General features: G+C 43.2%; 13 protein-coding genes and 3 tRNA genes. 7 read left to right on the forward strand and 9 right to left on the reverse strand.

Annotated elements, in window-relative coordinates:
* Positions 1-107: 107 nt before the first annotated feature.
* The 3 genes from AXW61_RS11930 (at position 108) to AXW61_RS11940 (ending at position 406) form a co-directional block, all read left to right on the forward strand.
* A tRNA-Glu gene (locus AXW61_RS11930) sits at positions 108-183 on the forward strand.
* A gap of 24 nt (positions 184-207) precedes the next feature.
* A tRNA-Glu gene (locus AXW61_RS11935) sits at positions 208-283 on the forward strand.
* Between the two features lie 47 nt (positions 284-330).
* Positions 331-406: transfer RNA gene (locus AXW61_RS11940), tRNA-Glu, on the forward strand.
* A 77-nt stretch (positions 407-483) separates the two neighbouring features.
* On the opposite strand, the gene AXW61_RS11945 is transcribed toward AXW61_RS11940, so the two are convergent.
* Positions 484-1,092, reverse strand: a complete 609-nt coding sequence (locus AXW61_RS11945) for a YiiX family permuted papain-like enzyme (protein WP_062034464.1) — start codon at positions 1,090-1,092, stop codon at positions 484-486.
* Between the two features lie 62 nt (positions 1,093-1,154).
* On the opposite strand from AXW61_RS11945, the gene AXW61_RS11950 reads away from it, so the two are divergent.
* On the forward strand, positions 1,155-1,820 hold the full coding sequence (locus AXW61_RS11950) for a glutathione binding-like protein (RefSeq protein ID WP_062034465.1): 666 nt from the start codon (positions 1,155-1,157) through the stop codon (positions 1,818-1,820).
* 8 nt (positions 1,821-1,828) lie between these two features.
* Here the strand turns inward: AXW61_RS11950 and AXW61_RS11955 are convergent, their stop codons facing one another.
* The 6 genes from AXW61_RS11955 to AXW61_RS11980 all read right to left on the reverse strand — a co-directional run bounded on the left by AXW61_RS11955 (position 1,829) and on the right by AXW61_RS11980 (position 11,999).
* The gene (locus tag AXW61_RS11955; RefSeq protein ID WP_062034466.1) at positions 1,829-3,073 is read right to left on the reverse strand and encodes an NADH:flavin oxidoreductase/NADH oxidase family protein; all 1,245 of its coding nucleotides are present in this window, start codon (positions 3,071-3,073) and stop codon (positions 1,829-1,831) included.
* 119 nt (positions 3,074-3,192) lie between these two features.
* Complete coding sequence (locus AXW61_RS11960; RefSeq protein WP_062034467.1) at positions 3,193-4,782, reverse strand: dipeptide ABC transporter ATP-binding protein; 1,590 nt, start codon at positions 4,780-4,782, stop codon at positions 3,193-3,195.
* A complete protein-coding gene (locus AXW61_RS11965) occupies positions 4,757-5,770 on the reverse strand; it encodes an ABC transporter permease (RefSeq protein ID WP_062034468.1) in 1,014 nt (337 codons plus the stop codon). The genes AXW61_RS11960 and AXW61_RS11965 overlap by 26 nt, the downstream gene beginning before the upstream one ends.
* Positions 5,770-6,831, reverse strand: a complete 1,062-nt coding sequence (yejB, locus tag AXW61_RS11970; protein ID WP_062034469.1) for a microcin C ABC transporter permease YejB — start codon at positions 6,829-6,831, stop codon at positions 5,770-5,772. Before yejB ends, AXW61_RS11965 begins: the two co-directional genes overlap by 1 nt.
* Positions 6,832-6,852: 21 nt before the next feature.
* Complete coding sequence (locus tag AXW61_RS11975; protein WP_062034470.1) at positions 6,853-8,694, reverse strand: extracellular solute-binding protein; 1,842 nt, start codon at positions 8,692-8,694, stop codon at positions 6,853-6,855.
* 35 nt (positions 8,695-8,729) lie between these two features.
* Positions 8,730-11,999, reverse strand: coding sequence for a LysM peptidoglycan-binding domain-containing protein (locus AXW61_RS11980; RefSeq protein ID WP_062034471.1), 3,270 nt, complete (start codon positions 11,997-11,999; stop codon positions 8,730-8,732).
* 208 nt (positions 12,000-12,207) lie between these two features.
* On the opposite strand from AXW61_RS11980, the gene dnaQ reads away from it, so the two are divergent.
* From dnaQ to nudC, 3 genes are all read left to right on the forward strand, one after another.
* Positions 12,208-13,632 carry a DNA polymerase III subunit epsilon gene (gene dnaQ / locus AXW61_RS11985; RefSeq protein WP_062034472.1) on the forward strand — a complete coding sequence of 475 codons (1,425 nt, stop codon included), beginning with the start codon at positions 12,208-12,210 and terminating at the stop codon, positions 13,630-13,632.
* Positions 13,633-13,758: 126 nt separating this feature from the next.
* Positions 13,759-15,402: a hypothetical protein gene (locus tag AXW61_RS11990; RefSeq protein WP_062034473.1), complete on the forward strand. Its 1,644-nt coding sequence runs from the start codon at positions 13,759-13,761 to the stop codon at positions 15,400-15,402.
* Positions 15,402-16,178 carry an NAD(+) diphosphatase gene (gene nudC, locus AXW61_RS11995; protein WP_062034474.1) on the forward strand — a complete coding sequence of 259 codons (777 nt, stop codon included), beginning with the start codon at positions 15,402-15,404 and terminating at the stop codon, positions 16,176-16,178. Before AXW61_RS11990 ends, nudC begins: the two co-directional genes overlap by 1 nt.
* A gap of 42 nt (positions 16,179-16,220) precedes the next feature.
* Here the strand turns inward: nudC and AXW61_RS12000 are convergent, their stop codons facing one another.
* Both AXW61_RS12000 and AXW61_RS12005 read right to left on the reverse strand, forming a co-directional pair.
* On the reverse strand, positions 16,221-17,105 hold the full coding sequence (locus tag AXW61_RS12000; protein ID WP_062034475.1) for an alpha/beta hydrolase: 885 nt from the start codon (positions 17,103-17,105) through the stop codon (positions 16,221-16,223).
* On the reverse strand, positions 17,095-17,778 hold the full coding sequence (locus AXW61_RS12005; protein WP_005399779.1) for a BON domain-containing protein: 684 nt from the start codon (positions 17,776-17,778) through the stop codon (positions 17,095-17,097). Before AXW61_RS12005 ends, AXW61_RS12000 begins: the two co-directional genes overlap by 11 nt.
* Positions 17,779-17,838 lie beyond the last annotated feature (60 nt).

The raw sequence follows: 17,838 nt of genomic DNA on the forward strand, positions 1-17,838 counted from the left end.
CTAGATTGTTTTAAATTTATGCACTCAACACTTAAAACTAGAATTATTTAGAGAAAAGCGTTTGACACCCCTCTATTTTCGCCCTAATATACGCCCACCTCTGAAACGTCCCTATCGTCTAGAGGCCTAGGACATCGCCCTTTCACGGCGGTAACCGGGGTTCGAATCCCCGTAGGGACGCCAATTTCAGAAGTAAAGTTTTATTAAGTCCCTATCGTCTAGAGGCCTAGGACATCGCCCTTTCACGGCGGTAACCGGGGTTCGAATCCCCGTAGGGACGCCATTACTTAAGATCAAAAGTAATTGGTTTTAAAACATCACTTCTGTACTGTCCCTATCGTCTAGAGGCCTAGGACATCGCCCTTTCACGGCGGTAACCGGGGTTCGAATCCCCGTAGGGACGCCATATTCGAGATTGATTCTTTCTAAAGTCATCTCACAAAAAAGCCCAAGCATTATGACTTGGGCTTTTTTATTGCTTGTCTATTTACGATCAACTTCAATTAAAGCGGTCGAGGCAAAAATGGCCTGTGGCGCAATCACAGTTTCATTCAAGGGAATGTTTTTCCCATATCGCTGTTGCATGAGTTGCTTGACTTCAGGCGAACTTAAATTAAATTGCTTCAGTTTGGATAACGGCGCCAACTCAATGCCTAAAGCATCATGATAGGCCTTCCAGACTATTTCTGAGCAATATAAAGCACGATTGTCCCACTCAAAATAAAGATCATAAGGCTGGCCTAAGTATTGTTCTGCGTTCTTGATCAAGTGCTGCTTTTGCTGAACAGTCAAATTCGTTTTAAAGCGCTTCACCACATAATGCCGTTCAACCCCGCGATCAATCCACTGCTGAAGTGCAGTATATTTCACAGGCTGAACCGCCTCTAAAACCCATGCTTTTCCATTTCTATTAACAATTAAACCCATATGGCTATAACGGGACTTGGTCGCTTTTTGTATTCCTAAACTTTGCTGAGACTTCGAAACATGAAAAATAATATCGCCCGTTTGATAGGACATATTCGCCCATAGCAGCTGAGGACTTACCAACAGTAAAACAGCACTTAAAATCGCAACATTTCTATTTTTCATCCTAGATTTCCTTTATTCTTCTTTTTATAGATACGATCAATTACTTAAAACTAAAAATATTTATGATCTTACATCATCTTCAAAACTCGCGTTCACAACGTATTCTTTGGCTACTTGAGGAACTTGAGCTATCTTATGAACTCAAACTTTATTATACAGCACAAGCTAAACAAACAAATCTGAAATTTCCAACGCTCGACATTTCACATAATACTCAGACGATACAACTTACGGAAAGCAGTGCAATCGTAGAGTATTTATGCCAACTACAGCAGAAGTTGATTATTCCTCATAAGCATACACAGTATTGGAACTTCTGTTTTTATAGCCATTATAGCGATGCCAGTCTCATGCCCAATTTGGCATTGAAACAAGTTTTCCAACACATTAAACAACAAACACCTTTGGTTGTGCGCTTTTTGAGTTTGGCCTTTCAAAGCGCGTTCAATCGCGCTTATTTAAACCCTGAGCTACATCGACAACTGAAAGAAATTGATATTCACTTAAGCACGCATTCATACTTTGCAGGTGATGTGTTTAGTTATGCGGATATATTGATGTGGTTTCCACTCTATACGGCCAGTTATGCCACTCCGCAGTTTGCTCAGTATAAGGCCATTCAACACTATTTTACCCAAATACAAAGCAGACCTGCCTTCAGCGCTGCTATGGCACATGGGCACTGGTCTGCTTCTTATTTTGAATACTATTGGTCTATCACTCAGTGATGCTATGCTTAAGCTGACTTTCTAGAGTTGACTTGCCCTTTAATCACCGCCTTTACATTGCCTTTTAAATAATTAAAAAACACTTTAAGCGGTGACAGTTTCGGATTTGGTTGTTTACCTTCTGCGATATCCTTAAATTGCGCGGCATACCAGATCACTTCCATAATCGCCATTTTATCGATCATTGAAATGCCTGTTTTGATCTTATCGACTGCATAACGTACATCTTGCCCTGCAATTAAACGATTGGTCACGTCGGGTTCTACCGCAAATGGACGCGCCATCCCAATAAAGTCACACGCGCCACTTTCTAAGGCTGCGTTCATACCCGCAGCAGTACGAAAACCGCCTGTCACCATCAACTTACACTGGACTTGTTCACGAATTTTTTCAGCAAACTCTAAGAAGTAAGCCTCACGTGCAATGGTCGACGCTTTACGTTTTTCTTGCTTCACCCCAGCCATGGCAGGTGCTTCATAGCTACCACCTGAAATTTCAATCAAATCAATCCCAGCCGCATCAATAGCTTTAAATGTCGCAATGACATCTTCTTCCGAGATTCCACCACGCTGAAAATCTGCTGAATTAAGTTTGACCGAAATAACAAACTGCTCTGAAGTCGCTGCACGTACTGCTTTATAAATTTCCAATAAAAAACGCATGCGGTTTTCAGCAGAGCCCCCCCATTGATCTTGGCGTTTATTGGTCAACGGCGATAAAAACTGACTGATGAGATAACCATGTGCACCATGTAATTGCACGCCTTCAAAGCCTGCTTTCTCACAAATGGCAGCTGAAGTTGCAAAGCGCTGGATAATATCAAGGATTTCATCTTCACGAAGCGCTCGCGGCGTTCCAAAACTCATTGATAAAGCGGGACTAAACGGTACTGCTGAAGGTGCAACCGTTTCCTTATTTAAACCCTTAGGACACTGACGGCCCGGATGTGACAACTGCACCAATTGCACCATGTCATATTTTTTACCAATCGCAGCCCATTGTTTTAGTGGCTCTAAGTCACGTTCAGTTTCAATCACCACCACGCCTGGTTCATTTTTAGCTCGAAAGTCCACCATCACATTGCCTGTAATAGCACAGCCTAGGCCTCCTTTTGCCCAAGCCTCATACAAGCCTAAGTGCAAATGATTCGGCTGGCCTACATGATTGGCGAGTGCTTCACTCATCGCCCCTTTAATCATCTTATTTTTAAAATGGACCTGCCTAATGTCGATTACGCTTGCAAGCTGGCTCATGAAAATTCATCCTTTAATATTTTTTAGTGTTTTTACTCTATGTGTTTTTTGGCTACAGTCAAGAGAATTTGACAATTCATTTTGTCAAATTCTCTAAGCTTTTATTTAGCAAAATGATTTTACTGATACTGACTGGCTTGAATCAATTGACGCGTATAGTCAGACTGCGGTTGCTCAAAAAGTTGTTCAGTGGCTTGCAACTCCACCACTTTAGCATGTCGCAAAACCAAAACTTGTTGGCAGAGTGCACGTACCACTTGTAAGTCATGGCTAATAAACAAATAGCTGATACCCTGCTCGTGTTGTAGGCGGCGTAATAACGCCACAATCGAACGCTGCGTACTTCGGTCTAAGGCCGAAGTTGGTTCATCTAAAATCAATAGTTTAGGTTGAAGTACCAAGGCTCGTGCCAAAGCCACACGCTGTCTCTGTCCACCGGATAGCTCATGTGGATAATAGCTTTTAAATGTGACAGGCAACTCCACCTGAGTTAAGACATTCTCAACATGTTGTGTCCTCTCAAACAAAGACAAAGGCTTTAAAGCCAAACCTTCTGCAATGATTTGTTCAACACTCATGCGTGGGTTCAAACTTGCGAACGGGTCTTGAAACACGATTTGAAAATCACGACGTAGCGGACGTAATGCCTTTTGCGAGAGTTGGTTTAAATCATGTTTTCCAAACTGGATCTGTCCTCGACTTTCAATCAGCCTTGCTACAGCCAGTGCCAAAGAACTTTTGCCTGCACCACTTTCCCCCACCACTCCCAAAGAATGCCCTTGAGCCAAGCTCAAATCTAAAGCTTCAACCGCAGCAAGATACTGCGTCGTTCGGTTCAACCAGCCTTTTTTAATCGGAAATTGGACCTCGAGTTTCTTTAAACTCAGTAAAGGCAAAGCATCTTGTACGCTAATGGCTTGACCAAAAGAATGATTGAGTAAGTTTTGAGTATAAGCAGACTGCGACTGCTCAAAAATCTGCGCAACCGCCCCTTGCTCTACGACCCTACCTTGATGGATGACCACGACATCATCAGCATAGTGTTTCACTAATTTGAGGTCATGGCTAATCAAAATCATGGCCATGTTATGGCGCTGTTGTAAAGACTTCAGCAAGTCTAAAATTTGAACTTGCAACATGACATCTAATGCCGTGGTGGGCTCATCAGCAATCAAAATATCAGGCTCTTGCACCAGTGCCATGGCAATCATGACCCGCTGACGCTGCCCGCCAGACAACTCATAAGGAAAACGCTGTAACACACTTTCAGGATTTGGAATGCCCACATCTTCTAGCAAGGCAATTACTCGTTGTCGCGCTTGTGTTTTAGACCAACCCTGTGACCATAAAGTCTCGGCAATGATCTTTTCCACCCGATGCAAAGAATTTAAAGCGGTCATTGGCTCTTGAAAAACCATCGCGATTTTTTGCCCACGAATCGGCCTAAGTTGCGCATCGCTCAGCTTTAAGAGATTTTTTCCGTCTAATAGTACTGAGCCTTGCACTTGTAAATCTTTCGGCAATAAACCCATCAAGGCTAAAGCACTGACCGATTTTCCTGAACCGCTCTCTCCAACCAGCGCCAAAGTCTGCCCAGCACGTAGTTCAAAACTGAGCTGATCGACTAATAGCCGTTCTGAACTGTGAATGCTCAGGGCATTCACTTCAAGTATCGGAGCTGTTCTATTGGCGTCTAGGGTCAAATGCATTGCGCAAAGCCTCCCCGATATACATCAGCAACGCAAGCACAATAGCCAAGCTAAAAAAGCCAGACAGAGCTAACCATGGTGCATTTAAATTATTCTTGCCTTGTAACAAAAGCTCACCTAATGATGCCGCATCAGGCGGTAGGCCATAGCCCAAGAAATCCAGTGCGGTTAGCGCTGTAATATTGGCAGTTAAAATAAAAGGCAGTTGTGACAGGCTAGAGCTGATTGCGTTAGGTAAAATATGCCGAAAAATAATAGCTCGGTTGGTGACACCTAAACTTCGCGCGGCACGGACATAGTCCAACTGGCGCGCCCTTAAAAACTCAGCACGTACCAGTGGAACCAAAATCGTCCAACTGAATAACAGCATGATTAAAAACAGCCAGTAAATATTTGGGCTAAACATACTGACTAAAATCATCACCATGAACAGCATGGGTAACCCGCCCCACACTTCTAAAATGCGCTGCCCGATTAAATCGATCCAACCACCGTAATAACCTTGTATTGCCCCAATCACAATACCTAATACTGCTGAGCTGAAAGTTAAAATAAAACCAAACAGTAGTGAGACACGTAAGCCATATAATACTCGTGCCAAAACATCACGACCTTGGTCATCTGTCCCGAGCCAATTTTGCATCGTGGGTGGTGACGGTACTGGAACCGTCAAATCTACATTGGGGGTTTGATATGAATATTGAATCAACGGCCAAATGGCCCAACCTTTTGCTTGAATCAGCTGCTGTACCACTGGGTCTTTATATTCAGTTTCAGTTTCGAAAACACCGCCAAAAGTCGTTTCAGGATAGTATTTCAATACTGGGAAATATAAGGTCTGATCATACTTAACCAACAGCGGCTTATCATTCGCAATCAGTTCTGCAGCTAAAGACACTACAAAAACACAAATAAATAAAATACAACAACTGAGACCGAGCCTATTTTGCTTAAATCGTTTGAAACCTGCCTGTAAAATGGGTGACATCAGCCTCTCCCTTGCGAATCAAAATGTATTCGCGGATCAATCAACTGATACAACACATCGCCAATTAGACGCAACAGTAAGCCCAACAAAGTAAAAATGAACAATGTGCCAAAAATCACAGGATAGTCTCGTTGCACAATCGCCTCAAAGCCCAATAAACCTAAACCATCCAGATTAAATATGATCTCAATAAATAAATTGCCCACAAAGAAGTAAGCGATTAAAGCTTCAGGTAAACCTGCCACCACAATCAATATCGCATTGCGAAACACATGGCCATATAACACTTGCGCCTCAGTCAAGCCTTTAGAACGTGCTGTCAGCACATAGGGCTTGCCTAACTCTTCCATAAACGAATACTTGGTGAGATAAGTCACTGTGGCAAAGCCTCCAATCACCATCGCCAAAAGCGGTAAAGCCATATGCCAAAAATAATCTTTAATTTTGCCCCATAGTGAAAAGTCTGCAAAATTTTCCGAGACCAAACCTTGTAAGGGGAACCATTGGAAATAAGAACCGCCTGCAAAAAAGACAATCAGGAGAATTGCAAAAATAAACGCAGGAACCGCATAGGCCACTGCCAACAGTAGCGATGTAGACTGATCAAACACCGTGCCGTGCAATCGGGCTTTTTTGATGCCCAAAGGAATGGAAATCAGATAAATCAGTAAAGCACTCCACAGCCCCAAGGACAGCGATACAGGTAATTTATCCTTAATCAGCGCTGTAACGGGCTGGTCTTTAAAAAAGCTCGTACCGAAGTCCAGTTGCGCATAATTTTTTACCATTTCAAAAAAGCGTATATGCATGGGCTGATCAAAACCATAATGTGCTTTGATCTTTGCGAGCATTTCTTCACTGAGTCCTTGCGCGCCTTGATAGACATTTGAGCCTCCACCTGCACTGCCCAAATTACCCAAAGTTTGCATAGCTTCCGCTTGTTGAATGGCTTGCTCAACAGGACCACCAGGCGCAATTTGAATCACAGCAAAATTGATCAGCAAAATCAGAAATAAGGTCGGAACGATCAGCAACAGCCTTTTGAATATATACATACGCATCTCAAAAACCCCTATGGCTGCTTATGGCTTGGCTGGCCGACCTAAATACTGACTCACCTTTTTCGCCTGTTTGGCATCACTCCACCAATAATCCAAACCGACATGCAACTGTGGACTCCGTGCCGGTTTTTGATACATGTTCCAATAGGCATACCATTGATCCGCTTTACCATAGGTCGGTATTTGATAATAACCCGCACGCAACAAGCGATCTAAAATACGCGTCTGCACCACCACTTGCTTACGATCAGGCGCTTGAATCAACTGTTGGATCATCTGATCAATCACCGGATTTTGAATACCCGAATAATTATAATTTCCCACCTGATGGGCTGAAGCACCGCCCCACAGTTGCACCTGTTCTTTGCCCGGTGTCAAAGACTGTGGCATCGTTTGTAGGGTCATATCAAAATCTTGAGTCCGCATACGCTCATAGTACTGCGGTGTATCAACCTGTCGAATGTTCAGCTGTATTCCTAGGCGCTTTAGATGGCGAACAAAAGGCGTAATTTCACGTACAGCATCACTCGGCTGAATCAGAAACTCAAACTGAATCGGCTTATTTTTCCGATCCAACAATTGCCCTTTGGCATTATATCTATAGCCGTTTTTTAATAAAATCTGTCGTGCAATGAGTAAATTATTTCGATTATAGCCCGATCCATCTGAAGCTGAATAACGCCAGTTCTTTAAAACACCTTCTCGCTGCACAGGATGCAATTTCGCTAAATAAGGCTTTAAAATTTTAATTTCAACAGCCGAAGGCACACCTTTGGCCTCTAATTCACTATTAGAAAAATAACTTTGTAGGCGTTGATATTGCCCATAGAACATCGCTTTGTTTTGCCATTCGAAATCGTAGGCATAGGTTAAAGCTTGGCGAAAATAAATATCTTGAAAGGGCTGACGGCGAGTATTAAACACAAAACTTTGCGTTGGAATCGGATTGAAATGCTTAAATCGATATTTTTTAACGAGACCTTGTTTCGCTGCGGGAAAGTTATAGGCTGTCACCCATTGTCGTGCGGACTCTTCCTCATGCAAGGTATATAAACCCGCCTTAAACGCAGTAAAAGCAATATCTTTGCTACGATAATACACATAACCCACGCGGTTAAAATTATAGCGCCCTTGGTTAACCTTTAAATCTCTGGCCCAATACTTTGGATTACGCTTATAAACAACGCGCTGCCCTGCATTGATTTTCTCTAAAAGATAAGGGCCTGAACCTAAAATCGGCTTGACTGAAGTTTTACTAAAATCTTTGCCTTGCCAGTCTTTTTTGGAATAAATTGGCATTCTGGCCACAATCAAAGGCATTTCCACATTATTCCGGGTTTTAAAATGCATTTTGACGCTGTATTTGGACAACACTTCGGTCTTGGCTAAATCTGACAAATACATCTGTAAGCCAAAATTGGATTTGCTTTGAAAGATATCAAAACTGAACTTTACATCGGCTGCGGTAACAAGACTGCCATCACTAAACCGTGCGTTAGGGTTTAAATGAAAAATGATAGCGTTAAAATTTTTCGGGTCATAGCTGACCTTTTCTGCCAGCAACGGATACATCACCGCAGGCTCATCCAAAGAACTACTCATAAGTGAGTCAAATAAATAGTTGGTTCCCTCAACCGCAGTACCGCGACCATTCATGCTGTTTAAGTTATCAAAACTCCCAATGACTGCACGTGTTAATTCGCCACCCTTCGGTGCCTGCACATTGGCATAAGGCAGATGATCCAATTGGCTGTATTTCGGCGTACCATAAGGTGCAATAAAAGGCATGGTCTGCAGTGCAGACCATGCCTTTAAAGGAATCGTTACAAGGCTGAACAGCAAGAGTGTTGTTCTAACCGTCATCGAAGCTTTCTCTGAAATTGCATTTCAACTCAATATTAGTTCGGCACCTTAATTACATCGCCAATGCGCAACTGCGTATTCGGTTTAATGTCATTGAGCTCAGCCAATTGCGAAGTGTCCATACCATAACGACTTGCCAGTCCAATTAAGGTATCGCCACGTTTTACTGTGTACTGCGTAATCAGTTTCGGGATTTGAATGGTCTGCCCAACTTGTAAGCCTGCACGTGCACTCAGGTTATTTAAACTAGCAAGCTCTGACACCGACATCCCAGCACGGCTTGCAATTGAGTTTAACGACTCGCCTGACTTCACTTTATAAGCTTCAGTTGCTCGACCTGAAGTTGCTTGTGATTTTGCTGCCACAGTTTCTGTTTTGACTGGAGCTGAATCAACATCACCTTCAATTTTCAAACGCTGACCGACACGAACATTCGCCGTCCGACTCAGGTTGTTCAATTCAGCCAAATAGTTCAGTTGCAAATGATATTTACGTGCAATGCTATTTAGGGTTTCACCCGATTTCACAACGTGAATATCGGTTGAGTTATTACTTGCAGTGGTTTGTTTTTCGACTGTTTTCGGCGTTTCAACAGCAGGCACTTCACCGGTTAATTTGAGTTTTTGACCTGCACGTAAGCCCGCTGTACGACTCATGTTGTTGAGGTCAGCAATATAATCCATACCCAAATTATATTTCGAAGCAATCGCAGTTAATGAGTCTCCTGACTGAACGGTATAAGTATCTGGCACGGTTGAACCCGCAGGGATCTTAATACTTTGACCCACTTGCAAGCCGCTATTGGTTGACAGATTATTGAGATCAGCCAACTCCGACAGGCTCATCTTCGACTGTGATGCAATGCTATACAATGTATCACCACGTTGTACTTTATAACTTTCGACTTTGAACTGTGGCTCGGCTTTAACTGGAGATGCTTTGGCACTACTTGTCGTTAAGCCTTTGACATCATTGAGTGGCACATTAATTTTTTGTCCAACCAACAGGTTGCTGCCCGCATTTAAACCTGGTGTTAAATCAGCCAATTCTTGATTTGACAGCGCATAACGGTCTGCAATCAATTTCAGATATTCACCACGTTTCACGGTATAAGACTGGGTTGCCACTTTGGTTGGGCTGCTGGTTTTTTCATCGTTGGATTTAGTACGGGATTGAGCTGTTTCTTTTAAAGAAAGCTTTTGCCCCACACGTACACCACTCGTTACGCTTAAACCGTTATAGTCAGCCAACTGTTTTAAGCTTAAACCAAATTCATCCGCGATACCGGTTAAGGTATCATTGGCACGAACAGTATAACTCTCGGGTTTAGTCTCAGCTTTCACGGTAGAACGTACTTCTACTTTTTCAGTTTGTGGTTTTGCATCATATAAATAAATCGATGTACCGACATAAAGCGTGGCATTGGCATCCATTTGGTTCCACTTCGCCACATCACGCCAGTTCACCCCATTTTTTGCCGCAATCAGCGCCAAAGTATCACCCGGTTGTACGGTATAAGTTGAACGTTTACCTTTTGGTGGCACAATCACAATTTCAGAGTCAGTCTTAACAAAGTTTTTGCCTTGATTACGTTTCACTTCATCTGAATCCAAGCGGGTATTGTCAGCCACAGACTTTGGATAAGCAAAACCTTTGGTTAACTCTTTGCCTTGCAGTTCAGCCACTGACTGACTGGTTTGAATTGCAGTCAGCTTAATTTTACCATCCAGAGGATCTACAATTTCTGTGCCTTGAGGGGCTAAAGCCTGAATTTCAGCTACCACTTCAGCTTGCTCTGCTTTCGTCGCAACGGGTTTCAGAACTTCATCGACAGTTTTGCTTTGACCTTCGGCTTGAATTGCCGCGGTTAACTGCTCACGCTCTGCTGCTGAAATTGGTGGTTCAACGGAAACTGGTTTCACTGGAGTCGCTGGCGTAACCGCAACGGGAATACGCGGCGCACTTGGAATATCGCTATTGGCAGCAAAAGCAGCGAGGGCATTAGAACCCTTAGGCGTTGAACCACGAGGCGGCGACGCAATAGCAGTACTGCTCGACGACGTAACCGCAGATGAAGTGGTAGGCTTCCCTGTTGTAGTTTTTGTTGTTGTCGTCGCTAAAACAGGTGGTGTAGTTTTCGACGGTGTGATCGATTTGGTATTTAACGTCGGTGGTTCAATTTTGCTTGGTTGAATCGTTTGATTATTTTCAGGCAATTTGGTATTTGCAGATGCCCACAAGCCATCTGAACCACCCTGTAATTTTTTCAAACGTACATCCACTGAAGGACTCAGATCCGCAGGAATTAAAATCCGCATTGGACTTGTACCATCAATCCATTCACCGCGGTGTCCCGGATTTAACTGATACAGCTCGGCACGACTTAAACCTGTAATCGACGCTACTTCATTTAGACTCACCGCGCCCACAGTAACTTCTCTAAAGTGCGGACGGTTCGCAATCGGCGGTAAATTAATGTTATAGGCATTTGGATTTTTAATGATCTGCGCAACCGCCAAGAAACGTGGCACATAGTTCATGGTTTCTTCAGGTAGTTTTAACGACCAATAATCCGTTGGTAAACCCGCTGCTTTATTGCGGTTAATCGCTTGTTGAATACGGCCCGGACCTGCATTATAAGCTGCTAGCGCAAGTTCCCACGAACCAAACTGGTTATATAAACTCCCCAAGAACTCATACGCGGCACGCGTTGACTCAACCACATCACGTCGACCATCGTATTGGCTACTTTGTTTTAAGCCATAAATACGTCCCGTACTTGGAATAAACTGCCATAAGCCCGCAGCCGCAGCACTACTGGTTGCAGCAGGGTCATACGAACTTTCAATCACAGGCAGTAGAGCCAGCTCTGTTGGTAATCCGCGACGCTCGGCTTCTTTAACGGTGTGATACAAATAACGTGAAGCACGTGCACTTAAACGATCCAAATACGGTTGGCGTGAAATGAACCATCCGCGCTGTGCATCAATACGCGGATTCCAATGATCGCTGTTCATTTTAAAGCCCACGGTCATACGCTTCCAAACGTCACCGTGCTTTAACACCAACAGTCGATCCCCTTCCACCGCACGCATGTCTGTTGCAGAAAGTAAATCTTCTAAAGAATCTAGACTATTTGCGTCTAAGTAGTTCGATCCGACTTGTTTGGATTTAGATGTTTGCGTTGCACTTTGCGTCGAGGAGCAACCAGCCAGTCCAAGTGTCGCAAGTGCTGAACCGAGTACTGTAATTTTAAATAATGTCGGTAACATCGGTTGGCCAAAAATGGCAGCTGACTTATACATAAGAAAATCCAAACAACTCGTATAAAATTTATTTTTTAGATCTGCCATTGTAGTAAAGCACGCCGCAGACACAAGGCGTTAATTTAACTTCAAATCAGTATAAATGTTACAAGAAATTAAAAAAGCTGCATCTTATACACTTCTCTAGTGCATTTGCGTTATACAATGGTGCCCGCTTAGTTTTATTTTCAGTTTACGGAAGTTGTGTATGTCACAAACAATTACCCTGTATGTCGATGGTGCTTGTCGTGGAAACCCTGGTCTTGGGGGATGGGGCGCGTACATTATTACAGAAACTGAAGAACATAAACTGTGTGGCGGTGAATACAACACCACCAACAACCGTATGGAACTGACCGCGGCCATTGAAGGCATTCTTTTTTGTCCAACCGACGCGAAGTTGGTTGTCTGGACAGATTCAACCTATGTCAAACGTGGCATTACTGAGTGGATTACGGGTTGGAAAAAGAAGAACTGGAAAGATGTTAAAAACCCAGATTTGTGGAAAAAACTCGATGCAGCCTGCCAAGGCCGTGATATCGACTGGCACTGGGTCAAAGGCCATGCAGGTCATGAAGGTAATGAAATGGCAGATCAATTGGCGAACCACGGTGCCGATCAAACACAGGCTCAACTTCGTCAGTCTAAAACAGCGACAACAGAACCGTCTGTAGATAAAAAAAAAGTTGAACCAGACTGGTTGTTAAACGACCCTTTTGGTTTGGGTTTCGATGACGAAGAAGCCGATGACAGCGAAGATTTAACCGAAAGTGAAATAGACGTTGCAGAACAAGAGCCAAGTTTAGTCACTGAACCAGAACTTGATACAACAACTCAGTGTTCTACTGAACAAACGCCTGAAGTTGCAACAAGTGTGGATTTAACACAACTCAAACAACATCCACAAATTGTGATTACTCCACGTAAGGTTGAGGTCTTTGGACCTCGACAGCTCATTCTCGATACAGAGACCACCGGTTTCTATTATCAAGATGGCGATCGCATTATTGAAGTTGGTGCGATTGAAATGGTGAACAGGAAGCTCACAGGCAGCTCTATTCATATCTACATCAACCCGAAAAAACCTGTGGGCGACTCTGAAAATGTCCACGGTATCTCTGATGACTTTTTAAAAGATAAACCGCTGTATCAAGAGATTGCTGGCACATTATTTGCCTATCTCAAAGGTGCGGAAATCATTGCGCATAATGCAAGCTTCGATATGAACTTCTTAGACATGGAGTTCAAGCGTGCAGGATTTGTTGCACTTTCTGAAGTTTGTGCGGTGACGGATACCCTCGCGATGGCCAAATCTAAGCATCCGGGGCAGAAAAACTCACTCGATGCCTTAGTTCGCCGTTACGAAATTCCACAGCGTGACCGTACCTTCCATGGTGCTTTATTGGATGCTGAAATTCTAGCCGATGTTTACTTGGCCATGACGGGTGGTCAGGTTTCCTTTGATATGGATGCCTTGTCACATAGTGAACAACAAAATGGGCAAAGTCAGCGTCAAGCACTGGATATTGAACTGGCGGTAATTCACCCTTCAGCCAAAGAACTTGAAGCACATGAGACTTGGGTCAAACAATACCAAGAAAAACATGGCACACCCTGCCTTTTTGCCAAATAAATTCTAAAGTTTTTGTTAACTTTTGTATTACAAGATTTTTCAGTTAGGCTATAGTGATGAACAAGTTGCTATGCCTTCTTTGGGCCGCATATAAACACGATAAAACACTAGGATAGGTGCAGATCAATGTCTTACCAAACCTCTATTCATTTTGATCCAACGGCGCTGCTGATAATAAAAAATGAAGTGGATAACTCCATTAAGCTGGTTGAATCAGCTGTGAGCACCTTAGCAGAAGATCAGACTTTACCTTTTGGAATTGACGATGCATTAAACCAATTTGAGCAATGTGCTCAAGTGCTTGCCTTGATTGATATGTCGAGCTTGGCCAAAATTGCTGAATATTCGGCAGAGCTTATGCGCAAGATCATGGGGAATCCTGCACAGATTAATACGCAAGATGTGATTGCACTCAGCGAAGGCACGACCATGCTGAAGCGCTATATTGAGTTCATTTGCTTAAGAGAAGTGAAAATTCCACAGTTTTTACTCGATACCTTAAACCGTCTTGAAATTGCATTAGCAAAGCCTTTAACACAAGAAGGTCAGCACATCGAGTCATTACTAGACTGCATCACCCCAGATTTCAGCCTCCCTCAAGCACCAAGTCTTGAAAAATCTCAATATGTTCATCGCCTGTACAAGCTGTCTTTAAGTCAAATGCTGAAACAAGAAGAAAGCGAACTTGATTTACAAGCGATGAAATTGGTGGGCACTTATTTAGCAGGTCTAGCAGAACAAACACCGAGTAAACAGTATTGGAACTTGGTCTATGTTGCACTCAATCAAATTGAACAATTACTCATTAATGAACCACGTTTACGTACTTTGATTAGCATCGAACGTAACATTGCACAGTTCCTTACTGCGCCTGAACGTTTCAAAGCCAGCCTCACGGATCTTGCCAACATTCTCAGCCTGTGTATCAGCCAAGAAGACGAAGTGTCTCAACACATCCGTGGCAAACTCAATATTGGCGACGACCTGCTCACAGATACGCAGTTGCAAGTTTTCAGTCGTCATCTGTATGGTCCTGATTTCGACACGATGCATACCATTAGTGATTTGGTGACCAGCGAAATGTCGCAAATCCGTAATGACATTGAGTACAACTATCAAAACATGACGCCTGAGAAAACCCAAGAGCTCCAAGCAAAACTGGTCGATTTGGCGAACATCTTCAAAGTATTGAACTTAAATGAAGCGCAAAATGACTTAAACCGTCAAGCAGCATCACTTAGTCAAGCAGATATGCTGAAAGATGAAGGTTTTGCGCAGCAGTTGATGAACGTGATCTTGTCGGCAATGAACTCGATTGGCGTGCTAGAACGTCACCATACTTCAAGCCGCCTACAGCTTCGTGTGAACAACATGAATATTTCACTAGACCGTTTAGATGAAGCCCATGCTGCTTTATTGACTGAGGCTAAAACGTCTATTGACTTAAGTAGTCAAGCGTTGGCGCAATATCAGCAAGAGCAAGATTTAACTGTTCTTGAGAATACTCCTGCGCAACTACGTGAAGTTGCGGGCGCAATGTTGTTCTTAGGCGCAGAAAATGGTCAAACAGCCCTGAATATTTCAGCAGATTTTGTGCAACAACAAATCACGGCTGAAACTGCGCTCACTGCTGCTCAGGTGAATCATGTACTTGATGCACTCGCAAGTGCAGATATGCTGATTGATAACTTAAAAAACAAACAGCCTGTATTACACAGTATGTTTGATGTAGCATTGAACAGTAGCCAAAAACTAAAGATTGTTGCCTAATGTCAGAACTTTCACTTGCTTATATTTTCCACCAACAGCAATTGTTGGTGGACCATAACTTTCAATTGCCTCGTGTAGAAAAGCTAGCAAGTGATTTAAGTTTTCACTCGGGTGATCAAGTGATTGCCCGAGACCTGCTAGACAATGAGCCGATTCCTGAAGGCTTAGAACTCATCCCAATTCGCCAGTTGCTTCCACTCTGGAGCACCAAACAATTCGAACAGGCCAGCCGAGCTATTCAACTGCTAGAATGGCGTCGCAATCATAAATTTTGTAGTCATTGCGGCCACGCCACAGAAGCACATGCCAGCGAATATGCCATGATCTGCCCTGCCTGCGGTTATCATCAGTATCCACGGGTACAACCCTGTGTCATCACCGTCATTACACGAGGTGAAGATGAAATTTTGTTGGCAAAAAATGCGCGTAATACCCGTACCAATATGTATGGTTTGATTGCAGGCTTTGTTGAAGTCGGTGAAACTTTAGAAGAAGCGGTACGCCGCGAAACCTTGGAAGAAGTCGGCATTCAAGTTAAAAATGTTCAATACTTGGCGAGTCAGCCTTGGCCTTTCCCAAGTAACTTAATGATTGCGTTTAAAGCAGAATACGCATCGGGTGAACTTTGCTTACAAGAAGAAGAAATCAGTGATGCCCAATTCTTTAAGTTTGATCAACTGCCTGAAATTCCGTTCAAGGGCAGCATTGCACATGCCATGATCATGCATGCGACAGAAGGCACAACGGTCGCAGATGATACACGTGAGTGGCTGTAAGCTCACTCACCATCTCTACAACAAATACACTTTAAAACCCAATTAGTGCTTAAGCGCATCCTCTAGCGCCTGCATAATTTTTTGCTTGGTCGTGAAGTAACGACTAAACAAACTCGATACTGAACCAATCATTGAAATATGACCGATGCGTGGCACCGTCCAAAGTTGACTGTAGTTACCTTTTTCTTTCAACCTACGATCCAAATCAACAGCATTGCTCAACCCGACGACATCATCATTCTCCGCAACCAATAGATAATGTTTAACCGTATTCGACTCAACGAAATAATATGGCATCACTTCTTGATAAGGTCTGTTCTGATCAAAAGCATCTGCACAAATTGGATCGCCTTTGTAGTCAAAATGATAAGGCCCTGCCAAACCAATAATAGCGGTAATTTGACTGCGACATTGTATTTCATATGGCTTCGGATGATAGAGCGCAGACATCACATTAAATGCGCCTGCTGAATGCCCCATCAACACCACTTTTTCAGTCGAAATTTGATATTTAAGTTGATGTACATTGAGATAATTTAAAGCCAAGCTGAGATCATCAATAGAGGCAGGAAAAATATGCTCAGGCGCCAAGTGATAGTTAATCACCGCCACATCAAAGCCTTCTTTGGCAAAGGCTTCACCAATAAAACGATAATCTTTTTTATCGCCATGCATCCATGCACCGCCATGCACAAATACAATCAGAGGCCGGTGTTCACGCGGTGTTTGTGTACGAAACAAATCTAAACGGTGTCGCGCACGTAACCCATAGGCCACATTCTCTTGGACCGAATAACCCTTACGCGGTGTTAAGCGGTTTAGGGCATAACTACCGACATCATAAATACGAAAGTCACGATAGAGTAATCTTGCATACTCTACCGAACGATTCAGTCTTTGAACAAAAGGCTGAAGCTTATTGAACATTATTTGGCTCAACTTGGTCTGGGTCTATCGCAACAGGCGTTTGCTCTGTCGGTGTTGAATTAATCATTGGTGATGCAAATGCACTGGTCGTTTGCGACTGTTGCTCTATATTATCCACCAGTGTGATAATTTTAGTCACATTCCCCACTTGCTGTAACACTTGGTTTAAATCGGTAATTTCAGCACCATTTAAACGTCCCATCACATATAACACGCCATCTTCGGTGTGAATACGCACTTTCGCATCTGAAACAACAGCAGCTTTCATGATCAAGCCACGTGTATTTGCCGTAACTGAGGTATCTTGCATGATGGTGCTATAACTAATTTGGTTTCCAACTGTAATGTAGTTATGCACGGTTTTGACATCCGACATCGCCCGTACATTGTCTTCAGCCAACTGACGTAAATGCTGATCGGGTACTTGTCCTGTTAAGAGGACATTGCCATGAAAACTTTCGATATTGACACGTGACTGTTTAAAACGACTGTCCAATTTATATAAGTTAATTTTTGCAGTACGCTCAATTGAAGAGTCAATAAAGACCTGCCCTAATGAACGTGCACCGCTTTCTGTTCCTACAGCGGCTGTTCCTGTCCCACCCGAAATGAAACTTGCACATCCAGATAAACTTGCGACGCATAATACGGTCATTGCAATACGATTGAACACTCAGCAAGACTCCTCAACTTTTCAAACTATTTTAATTCAGCATTTCAGCTTTGATTTTGT

This window comes from Acinetobacter sp. BMW17, from assembly GCF_001592855.1.
Taxonomy (GTDB): Bacteria; Pseudomonadota; Gammaproteobacteria; order Pseudomonadales; family Moraxellaceae; genus Acinetobacter; species Acinetobacter johnsonii.